Here is a 13,725-nt window from a genome sequence, read left to right as displayed (position 1 = left end):
TACCCTACTGTAAAGAAAAGTGAAGCTATATATGTATATGAAACAATTAACTCTCAGTATTATCGCGCTATTTATACTAACTGCTTGTAAAACAACACACACAGTAAATGATTCTCATATTAAACTATGCGAAAAAACCATACATGATTATATTCAATATAGGGATCTAGGGCCTATCGAACAGTATCAAGCCCTATTTACAGCAGATGCAACCTTTTCAGTGCCCAAGCTGAACATTGCGCTAAACACCAGTGAAGCGATTGCCAACAGAGCCAAAAAAGCGCTCATGACAAAAAAAAGTATTCATATGATAACCAGCACAAACATCAAGCTGCTATCACAGAATACCTATTCGAATGTGTCTCACTTTGTTCTTCACTTAAGCGATAAAAACACGCCCAATGCAAAGCGAAAAATCTTCAATGGACGCTACGTTGACACTTTAGTCATCCAGAACGACCAATGTTTAATAAAAACGCGTAATGTGCTCATCGATCGAATGGACACATTACCTTAAATAGACTTACATGAACGTTTATGCCAGCGGATTAATTCCGCTTGGTCTCTAGTAATACTGTGGCCTTGTGCTTCAAGGCTTTGTGCACTTTGCGCCAATTTAGCTTCAGCACGCAATTCAATCTTTTCCAGTAGACTAAGTAACAGGCGCTTTTCATCATCTGTTATGTCGGCCAAAACATATGCCTCACGTTGACGCATGTGTTCAACCACTTGCTGATATAAAGGCAAACCCAGCTCACTTAACTTAACTAATTTACTGCGTTGTTTTACATAATCGTTATCAGGGCAAATCAAGCTTTGTTTGAGTAATGTATTAATTGCTCGATTCACCGAATAAGGGTCTAAGCGCGATTGATACGCGATATCGGCAGCATTAATTGGACCATACGAGCCAATATTCAGTAGTACGCGTATCTCTCGTGTTTCAAGCCCTGTTAGGTTTTTTATATATGCATCTCTGTCCATTGCTAGCAAGTTACTAGCAACGGCAATACGATATGGAGCATGATTATATAAATCATAGGGTTGCTCTATATTTTTTGATAGCTCAAACGCCGCCTTTCGTGCTTTATTGTTCATATACTGACCCTATTTTTTAAACTTAAATGCTCAATTTCTGTAGACAGATGCTATAAAAGCCACTATTGTTATGTTGCAAATGCAACATACAGATATCAACAGGAATACATTATGGCTTTAGTCACACCACTGGCACAAGATGCAAACGCAGAGGTTGCAGAGTTAGCAAAGTTTTTCAATGAAACCTTGGGGTTTTGTCCAAACAGCGTACTGACCATGCAGATCCGTCCACATATCGCCAAAGCTTTTATTAACTTAAATAAAGCCGTTATGGAAAACCATGGCAGAGTAACCAGTGAAGTAAAGCGCTTGATTGGCTATATAACCAGTGCCAATACTGGTTGCCGCTATTGTGAAGCACATACTATTTTAGCCGCACAACGCTATGGTGGGTCTGATGAACGCCTCAAAAACATCTGGCAGTTCAGACAAAGTACGCTTTTTACTGATGCGGAAAAGGCTGCATTTGAGTTTGCACTTGCTGCATCTAGCGTACCTAACGCCGTTGACCATACTATTGAGTCGCAGCTAAAGGCGCATTGGGATGATGGCGAAATCGTTGAAATTCTTGGCGTGGTAGCTTTATTTGGTTATTTGAATCGCTGGAACGACTCTATGGCGACTACATTGGAAGCAGGCGCTATTGATGCCGGTGAAAGCTATCTTGCTCATAATCAGTGGCAAGTAGGCAAACATCAAACCCATAACTAAGCACCAAAATTGAGCATACTGGTAAGCTTACTGGGACTATCACTGTTAAACGCACATTAACAATAATAATAAACGCTGAATTATCAGCCTATACACATACTATGCGGCTTAGAGAGTGTTACCCAGAAAGTGCTTTCCCAGTATGCTCACCCTTTACACTGCCAATATAGTTTTACTTGATAACTACTTGCTCATATATCAACCGAAGTTTAAATCGAGATGGCCAGATAATGGCGATAAAAACAGCAGTCAAAAATATAATCCATCCAACAAAATACAAAAAGTATGCAAAAATGATGAATAAACATTAAATTTGTGAAAAATACATTCAAAATATCCCGTAAATTTATTAAAAAAATATTTTAATTCAAAATTTCACTATATTTTTGCTAAAACCCCAACTAGAATGCATGAAATTTCAATATAGAAGAATATAAATTCAATAGTGTTTTTTTGCTCACTTGTCGCTTCTTGCGATTTATGCTTTCTTTGTGTGCATAAAAACAACAATGGTAACAATGGGGATTAAATAATGTTTAAACCGAGCATGCTCTCACTTGCCGTGTATGGAGCCTTAACAGGAACACTTAGCACGTCGTTTGCAGTCTCAGCTGACGAGGCTGTCAACAAAGATAAATCGCTTGAGGTTATTCAGATAACCGCAACAAGACGTTCAGGTTCAGTACAAGAAGCACCACTGAATATCACCGCACTAGACAGTGATGTAATGCGTGATCAAAACATTGGCGAATTGGCTGATGTGGCACGTTGGGTACCGGGTTTGACTGTTACAGACCAAGGTGGCCGTTCAGGCTCGCCCATCATTGTTCGCGGGTTGAATACTAATTCATCAGGCCCGTCATCGGATGGTGGAACGGTTGCGACGTACATCAATGAGATCCCAGTTGCAATAGATATGCGCCTGACCGACGTAGAACGCGTAGAAGTCTTGATTGGTCCACAAGGCACACTGTATGGTGCTGGAACACTGGGCGGCGCAATCCGTTATATCTTAAAAGAACCAGAGCTAGACTTTACCTCAGGTAAGGTATACGGCGATGCTTTCCAAAATAGTGAAAGTGATTCATTTGGTGGCGAAGCCGGCTTTATTTTCAACACCCCTCTTATTGATGATAAACTCGCTGTTCGCGCAAGCGTCAACGTATTTAAAGACCCAGGCTTTGTCGATTACAACTATGTTGTACGTGAGGCAGGCGTTTCACAACCTGACCCTGACTGGACTGACTTAGATGACATCAACCACAACTTGCGACAAGCAAAAGACAATAACGGTGAAACAACTACAACAGGTCGAATCTCGCTACGTTGGCTGCCAACTGATTGGTTAGACAGTACCTTGAACTACTTCTATCAAAAACAAGACAGTGAGGGCCGCTCAATTGTTCATCACGGCGCTTTAAATCCTGACAATGGCTTGAATAAGCGTATTGGAAAATATGAATCAGCCTACCGCTACGAAGAGCCAAGAGAAAAAGAAGACTCATTACTAAGCCTTGAAATTAAAGCTGATTTGGGTTTTGCCGAGCTTGTCTCTGCAACAGGTTATTCTGAGTTTGAAGCCGATGGTCAACGAGATCAAACCGACTTGTTAATTCGCTTAGACTACGGCTATGAAGAATTCCCTTCATTCTCATCATTCACCCGTGAACTTGAAGAAGAAGAAAACTTCACTCAAGAACTGCGTTTAGTATCACAAGGTGATTCTGACTTAAGTTGGATTGTAGGTGGCTTTTACAATAAGAGTAAGAGCAATGGTTCAAGTAAAGAATACGCACCCGGGTACAGCCTATTCGCAGTTGAAAACTTTGGTGGCACACAACTTCGTCCTGACAGCCTAGAGTACTATTCTGTCGATCGCAGCGAAGTCACTGAACAAGCGATATTCGGTGAAATAGCCTATCAAGCTAGTGAAAAACTCACGATTACGGTAGGCGCACGCTTCTATGAGTATAAAGTCGATGCAGATTCTGCTGTTGATTTCCCACTTTACAACACTGTTTTTGGTGGTGCGGGGCTAAACGATGTCAGCTTGAACTTCGAGAACAGTTATGCTGAAGATGATGGCAGCTTGTTTAAATTTAACGCCAGTTATCAATTCTCAGATACTGTAATGGCGTATGCAACCGTCAGTGAAGGATTTAGAATCGGTGGCTCAAATGGTTTAGCTCCTTGTCCAGATCCACTGCCAGCAAACCAAGCTGGTTGCGGTAAGCCACATGAGATGCTCTACAAAGACGATACGACCACAAACTATGAGTTAGGCATGAAAAGTACTTGGATGAAAAACCGCTTACACTTCAATGCAGCTTTATTTAACGTGGACTGGGAAGACGCGCAAATTGGTGGAGCAACCGAGGTAGGTCAGCTTCCTTATACCTCAAACGCAGGATCTGCTAATGCTAAAGGGGTAGAAATTGCGACGCGTGCAATGTTAACGGACTCATTTACCGCCTATGCCACCTATTCATACACAAAAGTAGAACTGACAGAAGACGCGCCATTTTTGTTTAACACCGATGGTACGGATGGCGGCGTAAGTGGTGATAGACTGCCAGGTTCACCTGAGCATCAGTTTTCGCTTGGTGTAAACTACCAAACAGAGATAATGGACAACAAACTGCTAGACATTAATTATGGTCTAACAGCCCAAAGTGACATGATTTCTAAAGTTGGTCTACATGACAATGGTGAAACACTACCAGGTTACGCGTTAAGTAACATTTCAGCAAAAATTACTGGAGATCAGTGGTCAAGTACATTGTATATCAATAACTTGTTTAACAAGTATGCGTATACATCTGTACGCCGTAGTAATGCCGATATCACCACCGCCAACGGTGCAGAAATTCAACGTAACTACGGGCATTACATCAACCGTCCTTTAACAATCGGTGTCAAGTTCGACTACCAGTTTGAACTATAACCGAGTAACAATAAGAACACGCTTTTTATGACGCTCAACGCAACACATCTTCACCAACAAGCCATCACGGCATTGAATCAAGGCCAGATAAAACAGGCTCATCAGTATTTAGTACAACTGATACAAACTACTCCTGAAGACACCCGTGAACATGCCGATGGTTACTTTTTAATGGCAATGATCAATGTTCAGGTTGGGCAAATAAAAAAGGCCATTAAACTTATTGAAAAAGCCAAAGGTTTGAGGCAACGTTTTGAATACTCAATTCATTTAGCTAAATGTTACGCACTAGACGGTCAACTCAATCAAGCCAAAACATTAGCACTGTCAATCGCTGTTGAAGACCTAACCTCTGCACTAGATGCAGATACCTTAGGTGTCACACTCAGCCATATCGGATTACATGACTATGCACTGCTTTGCTATCAAAAAGCGTTAGAGCTTAACGCCACACAGCCTCAATTTTTTTATAATTATGGGGTGTGTTGTAAGTTTTTGGGGTTATTCGACAAAGCAAAAGCCGCGTTTGAACAAGCTATCAAACTTGAGCCTGCCCACCATCAGGCACATTTTGCATTGTCAGACCTTACTAAGGTCAATGAGAGTAACAATCATATTTTACGACTTAAAAGTGTGTTTACACGCCTTGAACACCCTGATGCAAAGTTACACATAGGTCATGCCTTAGCAAAAGAATATCAAGATCTTAAGCAGTATGACTTAGCGTTTGAAGCACTCAAGCAAGGTAAAGTAAGTAAATTACAACAGGCACGTTTTGATGATAATGCCTCTGAACAATTGTTTGATTTGCTGTATCGATTAAGCCATCAAACAAAAAGTGATGCACCTTTGGGAGCAGACACAAAAGAGCCTATTTTTGTGTTAGGTATGCCACGCTCTGGCACCACTTTGGTAGAGCGAATATTATCTAGCCACAGTGATGTTACCTCCGCAGGAGAGTTACAAGATTTTGGAATCGTCACCAAACGATTGAGTCAAACCACCACACCTCATGTACTTGATGAAGCCACCCTTAAAGCCGCTTACGAGTGTGACTTTAAGCAACTGGGACAAGACTACCTTGACGCTACACGTGTCGTTACTGGGCAAAGCTGCCACTTTGTCGATAAATTACCCTTTAACTTTTTTTATGTGGACTTGATCCGCAAGGCCCTACCAAACGCCAAAATCATTTGTTTGCTACGTAATCCACTAGATACCTGCATCGGTAATTATCGTCAGTTGTTTACTATCAACAACCCCTACTACCGATACTCTTTAGATTTAATGGACACAGCTAAATTTTACACACGTTTTTATAAACTTATGCACCATTGGCAAGCGTTACACGGGTCATATTTTAAGTTGTTAGAATACGAGCAACTCGTCGCGCAACCTGAGCAGCACATAAGAGCCTTACTCGACTATTGCCAGCTTCCTTGGCAAAAGCAGTGTCTAGATTTTCACCTAAATGATGCGCCGGTATCAACGGCAAGCAAGGTACAAGTCCGTCAACCACTGAACACAAAATCAATTGGACGCTGGAAAAACTTCTCCCCATATCTTGATGAAGTTAAAGCGTATTTTGATAAGCACGCGATCCCCTATTGAAGGTATTATCTAGCGTGTTTAACAGCTTGGTAAGAAACACAGATAGCAAATACAGGCTTGGAAAATCTAAGCCTCTGATCCTATAAACAAAAGCCAGAGCATAACTTTTCATGCTAACATCCAACCAGTCACTAAAGAGCCATGAATCTTTAATTTATGTTTGAAGCCAATGTGGTCAACCTTATACAAGCCTTTTCAATCGGTATTGCTACGCTGAGCATTGCGATATTAAGTACGCACAAGCTCTATCGAACCGTAAGCGCATTTTTTGCCATGGTTATGCTGTCAGCCATCTTTAATCTCTTAGAAGAGCTGAATATTACGCGCTCTATTCACTTAGTGACTCCTGTATTTGTGCTGGGCTTTGGCCCCATGCTTTACCTTGTGGTGAAGTCCTTAACCACACAAGTCAATAAATACGACATACTACACTTTGTGCCTATGCTGTTGTTATTACCCTTTACCCAATACACACAGACTGTGATCTTAATTGGCACAGTGTGGCGGGTTATCTATGCGGGATTTGCTGTTTATCGCATTTACCAGTTCAACGCGACGCTTGATAACTCTCGCTCAGATGCGCATGAGGTGGCACTGCGCTGGCTAGGCTGGCTTATTGTGATCATGACCATCACTAACGCTGCTGATTTAGTTAGGCTTAACCTGCAGCCAATGTTACCTGTGCTTTGGAATATTTTCGGACAGGGCCTAGTAGCAGTTATCAATATCACTATTTTGCTGGTATTGACGACCAAGTTGAACGCCGAGCACAAAATTCTAAAAACCTTACCACGTACGCTAACGGATGACACTCCCAACAAAACCCACGAATCAGCGGAAGACTACCAAGCAATATTCAAATCTATCGATCAACAAATGAGGGATAAGCAGTGGTTTTTACAAGCACGTTTGTCATTATCCGACCTGTCACAACTCACTGGCTTGCAGCCAAGAGATGTATCTCGTGCCATCAACTTGTCTCATCAACTCAGCTTTAATGACTATATAAATTCATTTCGCGTTGAACATGTAAAAGAAGCGATGCGCACCTCCTCCACCAAGCCGCTTCTTACTTTGGCCCATGAAGCAGGCTTTAGCGCGAAATCATCATTCAATTATTCTTTTAAAAAACAAACAGGTATGACACCAAGCGAATATAGAAATAGCCTTCGTTCTAACCCTAACTAAGCGTACAAAACCCTGAATTTATGCGTCTAATTACTTGCGTTTAGACCTTTACGTTACTTAAGAGCGATAAATTACTGTTATCGCAAGTAACAAATAGGCCACTACCCATGCTACTTTTTCGCTTCTTTAAACTTTCTGCTTTCATTTTTATAAGCTTAGCTATACTCAGCGCATGCCATAGTCAAGTATCACTCCCGCCCGCGCAGGCGTTTATTCTAAAAAATGTGAATATTGTCTCTCCCGTTGAAGAGCGTATTATTAAAAATCAAACCATTCTCGTTAAAAATGGAATTATAAGTAGTATTAACAGCAGCTTACATGAAAGCCCAGGCATCAACATTATTGATGCTCAAGGTGGCTATGTGACCCCCGGTCTCATTGACATGCACGTGCATTTTTACGACCCGAGCGCATTGGTAACTAACTTATCTCACGGTGTCACACATGTGCGTATTATGAACGGCATTGCACAACATCTAGCATGGCGAGACCAACTTGCGCAGAATGAAAGGGTTGGCAGTACGCTCTCTGTCAGCAGCCCTATTCTTTCTGGGTTTGAAAACAGTGCACTGCATCAATACGTCGCTACAACGCAACAAGCAGAACAAGCTGTTATCAAAGCAAAAAATGCAGGATTCGACCTGATTAAGGCTTATGGCAACTTGTCGCCAAAAGCACAAAAGTCCCTTATTCAAACCGCCAGTGTACACAATATACCCGTAGCAAAGCATGGCCCTCATCCGTCAGCAGATATACAGTGGTCAAGCCTATCTGAATTGCAATCTTTGGAGCATGTGGAAGACATATTACAAGGCCCACTCAAGCATACATTTGATCAGCAAAAGCTCAAGCACACGCTCAAAGAGATAAAAAAGTTAAACGTACCCGTCACGCCAACACTCAATATCTTTTGGCAATTAACAAGAATAAGTGAAGATAAACACGCCTTTTTAGATACTTTGCCTGAGCACTATATATCACCCGTAGTGGCTGCTGCCGAGCGACACGGCCAAGTTGCACGTTGGCTCAACACCTCTCAAAAGCACGCAAGCTATAATCGAGATACTTACAACACCTTATTGTTCATCACTGAGCAAATGCATCAACTGGGTATTGAACTGCTGATTGGCTCAGATGCTGGCGTGCTGCTGTCACCTCATGGTTTAGCAACACACAACGAGATGGCGCAGCTGAAACGTGCTCGACTATCAAACTTTGCTGTGCTCAAAGCGGCCACCTACTCACCTGCCAGAGCACTGAAGTTAGATAAGCAAATTGGGCAAATAAAGGTTGGATACAAAGCTGACTTTATTTTCACCCGAACGAACCCGATTGAAGATTTAGCCGCTTTAAAGACCCCTGTTGCCGTGAGCAAGCATGGCCGCTGGCTCACACAGCAACAACTCACTCAACTCAGAGCACAAGCTATTGAAAACAGAAGTACGCTATTAGAGCTTTGGCGACTTGTAAGCAATTACTAAGTGAAGGTGTTAAATTACATATAAACCATCACGAATAATTGTAAGTTAAAGCAGTTCAACAAGTATTAGAACTGCTATTAACTTTCAAGTTGCCCTTCATCAGGTAGTGCAATACTCACTTAGTGCTACAACCAATGCCTAATTATCAGGACCTGTGTCGTCGGGAATGCATATCGGTGGAGAGTCCTGCAGATCATTATAGTCAATTGAAAAGCATGAGCTGTTGAGTGTATTCGATGCGTATCCTAGCATCTCTAATCCAGCAGGTGTGTTTTTAGCGATTACTTTTATAACTTCCACACCAGTTTGTCTGATTTTTTCGCTAGGTAAAGATGGTCCCAATATTGAGAAAAAATCTACTCTATTACTCAATCCGTCAACCTTTTTTCCCGCAACAAAACTATCACAATCTGACAGAGTTATCGTAAATAAATAATACTCTCCATCCACATAGTTTTCATAACCAGTTATTTCATACTCAAATTTGATCGCTTGGTTACCATTTCGATCCGAGAACTTTTGGCCACTAGTGTCATCAATAAATTTAGGCGGGGCAATCCCAAATTGTATTGGTAAGTCATACTCTACAACGGTTGCACCACCTAAGTTAACTCGATGTTCACTCATTTGTACTGGATTTCCATCAATTACTCTCCAATCACTCAAGTACTTAATTGCATTAGAAGCTCCGAAGCTATTTGCTGGATAAAAAGGAGCGCAATCAGAGCAAAAGCCATCTCTTACGTGCATAAAAGGATTCGACTCTTGACACATTCTGCCATATTGCTGTTCGCCGTTAGTTCCAAACTGGAAAACTAATGCAGGATTACTACCTTTTGTATCACCGATACACATCTGTTCGTTATAAGAATCCACATTATTAGCTCTTGCTACGGTGCATTCTGAAGCTCTGTAGTATATTCCATTCATTAGATACTCATCTCTGTCTCCTGTACTACTACTCTCAAATTGAGAAATAGAAATGAAATCAGAATCTAAGTCAATTGCTCTAAATGCATTTAATTCTTTAAATGCATTTATTTCTAGAGACACATTTTCAAACTCAGAAGACACGGTACTAGTTTTTAAAGAGTTCTTTAAAAAGTCATTAATTCTCAGAACAGCACTAGAATTTTCATCCCCACTATAAAGACTGGGTATTACGTTACTATTTACCCAAAAGGTAGCAGGTAATTTTAAATCAGAATCTCTACTACTCACTATGTTTCCCGATTCATTCAATGCGACTAAACTAATAGTGAGTTCTGTGTTGCCAGATAGCTTTCCTCTAAAATCTCTGAGATTAAAATCATAGGAAAAATCGCCACTTTGATTCGCTAATACAGCCACAGGAATTGATTTACCTGCTGACTTTATATGCAATTCAAGGTATTTTGAGAAGCCCTCTGCACTCCATTTAATGAAAACTTGACCATGCCTTTCTTCAACGAGTAACTCTAGTATTGAAAACTGGATATCTGCCGAAGCCTTCATAGATGCAATGATTGCTTCACGAGCTTTCGATACTTCTTCTACATTTGCCCTTGCGCGTGAAACTTCTCGCTGAATTCTTTCAACTTGCCACTCAGCTAAGTCATATGAGTTTACGTAAGAATCAAGAAAAGATGTGTAAGCGATATTGATCATCATATTCTTCCATAAGACATCTTTGTATCTAGCGTTAACTTCTGTGCGAATCTCATCCGACTGTTCTCTCACCATATCCAAACGAGATTTAAAAGCTTCCGATAACCCTCTTAAATCAGTAAAGTTTTCTATAGCATCAGAGTTGTTATTAGCTCTAGCATATTGCATCACCCTAATAAACTCATTTCTTGTAATTTCATGAAAGCTGTCTAGTTCTGGCATTGCGGTGTCGGATATGTAATCAATAAAGTTTGTTGTTGGTTCATAGATCAACGGATCCAGAACAAAGTTTTCAATTAAATGTGCAGACTCGATCGCTGCTACAAGATGCGGGTGTTTTGGACCTTTTGCTAGAGACAACCCGAGCCGACCACCTTTAACAATTTTCACTCCTTTCGCCAGAGAGATGGAAAAAGCATTTGAAAAAGCATTGACAGAAGATTTTAGTGAGGCCCATGCATCCCCCTCGTTTAAGTGCCAAATAGAAAAAGCAGTATCGATGGCAATAAAAAGTGGGCCAATATAATTATCTACCTTTTGCAGTGCCGAGCGAACCTCTTTAACCTTGCCAACCTCAACATCGGATAGTCGCACTCCTTTTGGTAGCGCTTTCAATACTTTCTCATATTCAGTAAGAGCTGATATGAGTGCTTTAGCCCTTTTTAGCTTCGCTTTATGCTGCAATGAGCCGTAATTAGCAACGCGAGACTTATCTTTCCAATATGAGTCTGGGCGAGATACTGTATCTATGAGCGCTGAAAGGCGCTGATTAGTAATGAAGGGAAGTAAGGCTTGAGTATTAGACTTTATCTTGTATAGATCCGATAGCAGAATACTTGTCGTTACAGCACTTCCTACGCTATTAATTGCCATATATGTTTTATTCAAGTCATTATATACTTTGGCAAAAAGCTCATAACTATTGATTAAATCATCTGCGTAAATATCGTTATGTTCTGATAATTCATTGAGTTCCAGAATACTGCCTTTACCACTAACCAACTCGAAATTAGAAAAGTGATTTACTGAAAACGTTATTGTATCACCGTTCACATGCACAGGAATGACACCCCCATATTTACCCTCCTCATCAGTGTGAAGAATAGAGAAAATTTCAGTTTCCTCAGGTTTAGGTAAAGTTACAGCAATAGGGGATAGGAAGGAGGCCCCTTCAGGCTCAAGTTTAAACTTAATATTTTTCTTACTATTTATAATTTCAGATACTCTGATATCTTCAACAGTTAGCGGTAATTCGTCAGGAATTGTAAGCTTTAATCCACGAATAGCGGATAGACTATTTTCAGAAATAGAGATAGTATCACCGTCTATTTCGTAATCTACTTCATCAAGCGTTCTTCTTTTATATACATCAATATTCCAATTCTTTTCAAAAACTTGTATTCCTTGTTTCGCAACCAGCAATCTAATTTCACTAGTGCCAACTTGATCGAAAGTATGGATAAAAGAACTTAATTCCGAAACCACTTGGTCATCGATTGACCAGCTAAAACTGAGTTCCTCTTCAAAGTCTAGGTCCAGCGAGAACTTATAACTACCATTAGCTCTTACATAATCTGGAATTTTTGACGCTTTCTCTTGAATTATATGTTCCCAACTTTCTGAAGTGTAAAAATTAATTGATGAACTTTCAGTTCTTTGTTTGTTACTAGCCGTAATTACAAGCTTGAAACTTCCGCTAGTGTCAGAACGTATTTTTGCAAAACTGTCTGAGGATTCAACTAATTCAGCAGTCGAACCGTCGTAGTTAACAATCATCCAACCTACATTAGTATTTGGCGGCAAATCGTCTAAGGCGATATTTACCGTTTCTCCAAGTCCTAAGTAGTTAGTTATATCAAAGTCATGTGTAAAAAGCGGAGCAGAGCCTATAAAATGAACAGAAACTTCATCACTCACAGATTGTTTTTCTATTCCTGTCACGTCTACTTTAAACTTTGCAGTTTCATCAAACTCCATTTTTGGCACAAAGAAAGTCGCATTTAACCCTGATTTTTTTATAGAAACTGGCGTTCCTTCAAGTTGGGTCCATGTGAGGTTATCAGCGGAGACGTCCCCTTCTTCTACCTGTATGCTCAGAGTAACCTCATCAAACTCAGTCGCTACCAAATCTGCGCCCAGTTCAATGGTGATTTTTTCTTGCTCACCTGCATTTTTATCGTTTAATACTGCTCGTTCCTCATTACACCCCCCAATGAGTAGTAGTAACAATGCAAAAAAATAGCAGTTAAAATTCCTTTTTGGAATAAACATAATCCCTCGGAGTCTATCAATCAGTTAACGTTAAAAAATTGTAACTATCTTTTATTAGGGTTACAACTATTTGTATGATTTACCGAAGCCTCTCAAGGTATAATCATCAAGCCCAAAGCTCGATATCCTTAAACGCCTATATGTCCAGAATGCACGGACACAAGTTAGGGAAATTTATATGGATTTCTTGAAACTAAAAAATACTGACTGTTTTATTCCCTACATAAGCTCAAAACTGAACTGTTTAGTGCTAAGAACCAGAGTTACAATTCCTATCCTTCAACTTTTATTTGGTAGTAAACGTGGCATGAACATGGTCGAGACGATTTTTTCACCTACCACTAGAGCATGCTTACCACTCAGTGAATCTATGTTAAGTGCGTTGGGCCTATCTAAAATTAGAAATGGTAATAGTGTGTCTTGTTTAACCCACTTTGTAGAATTTGGAAGCCCTGCGAGTTTTTATCAACAGTCATATACAGGCCATTTGATAGCTTAGTGTTGACAAAAGCTAGGCCCATAGCTTCTGCCGATAAATACCGTCCATTAGTCTTTAGAGTATATCAGCTCGGGGGGATTCGATTTTTTTCTAAGATGCATCCATACATGAATGTGCCATAACCCCTCCTTGGCAGCTCCATCATAAATTCGCTTTTCCACAGTCGCTATCAACAAATTGGTAAAACCATGGTGGTATTATTTGTACTGATTTTGGTGAAAAGCCATACAAAACCAATGTTTGATTAAAAAATATTCCAATTAATTTTAACAGTA

The 13,725-nt window shown here is 40.3% G+C and carries 8 protein-coding genes; 6 read left to right on the top strand and 2 right to left on the bottom strand.

The features are described 5' to 3' along the window. Positions 1-37 precede the first annotated feature (37 nt). Positions 38-517 (top strand): nuclear transport factor 2 family protein, encoded by a 480-nt coding sequence (locus BET10_RS19470; protein ID WP_070987826.1) that lies wholly within the window; start codon positions 38-40, stop codon positions 515-517. Here BET10_RS19470 and BET10_RS19465 read toward each other — a convergent pair. Further along, positions 514-1,098, bottom strand: coding sequence for a MarR family winged helix-turn-helix transcriptional regulator (locus BET10_RS19465; RefSeq protein WP_070987529.1), 585 nt, complete (start codon positions 1,096-1,098; stop codon positions 514-516). The genes BET10_RS19470 and BET10_RS19465 overlap by 4 nt on opposite strands. A 111-nt stretch (positions 1,099-1,209) precedes the next feature. Here BET10_RS19465 and BET10_RS19460 point away from each other — a divergent pair, with 111 nt between their 5' ends. The 5 genes from BET10_RS19460 to BET10_RS19440 all read left to right on the top strand — a co-directional run bounded on the left by BET10_RS19460 (position 1,210) and on the right by BET10_RS19440 (position 9,033). Further along, entirely contained in the window at positions 1,210-1,809 is a 600-nt protein-coding gene (locus tag BET10_RS19460) for a carboxymuconolactone decarboxylase family protein (RefSeq protein WP_070987527.1), read from the top strand. Between the two features lie 532 nt (positions 1,810-2,341). Then, the gene (locus BET10_RS19455; protein WP_070987525.1) at positions 2,342-4,753 is read left to right on the top strand and encodes a TonB-dependent receptor; all 2,412 of its coding nucleotides are present in this window, start codon (positions 2,342-2,344) and stop codon (positions 4,751-4,753) included. Between the two features lie 27 nt (positions 4,754-4,780). Further along, positions 4,781-6,364 carry a tetratricopeptide repeat-containing sulfotransferase family protein gene (locus BET10_RS19450; RefSeq protein WP_070987524.1) on the top strand — a complete coding sequence of 528 codons (1,584 nt, stop codon included), beginning with the start codon at positions 4,781-4,783 and terminating at the stop codon, positions 6,362-6,364. 156 nt (positions 6,365-6,520) lie between these two features. Beyond that, entirely contained in the window at positions 6,521-7,552 is a 1,032-nt protein-coding gene (locus tag BET10_RS19445; RefSeq protein ID WP_070987522.1) for a helix-turn-helix domain-containing protein, read from the top strand. 107 nt (positions 7,553-7,659) lie between these two features. Next, positions 7,660-9,033 (top strand): amidohydrolase family protein, encoded by a 1,374-nt coding sequence (locus tag BET10_RS19440; protein WP_070987520.1) that lies wholly within the window; start codon positions 7,660-7,662, stop codon positions 9,031-9,033. 138 nt (positions 9,034-9,171) lie between these two features. Here BET10_RS19440 and BET10_RS19435 read toward each other — a convergent pair whose 3' ends face one another. After that, positions 9,172-12,951: a hypothetical protein gene (locus BET10_RS19435; RefSeq protein WP_070987518.1), complete on the bottom strand. Its 3,780-nt coding sequence runs from the start codon at positions 12,949-12,951 to the stop codon at positions 9,172-9,174. Between the last annotated feature and the right edge of the window lie 774 nt (positions 12,952-13,725).

Source organism: Pseudoalteromonas amylolytica, assembly GCF_001854605.1.
Classification (GTDB): Bacteria; Pseudomonadota; Gammaproteobacteria; order Enterobacterales; family Alteromonadaceae; genus Pseudoalteromonas; species Pseudoalteromonas amylolytica.
This window is presented reverse-complemented; position numbering and strand designations above follow the sequence as displayed.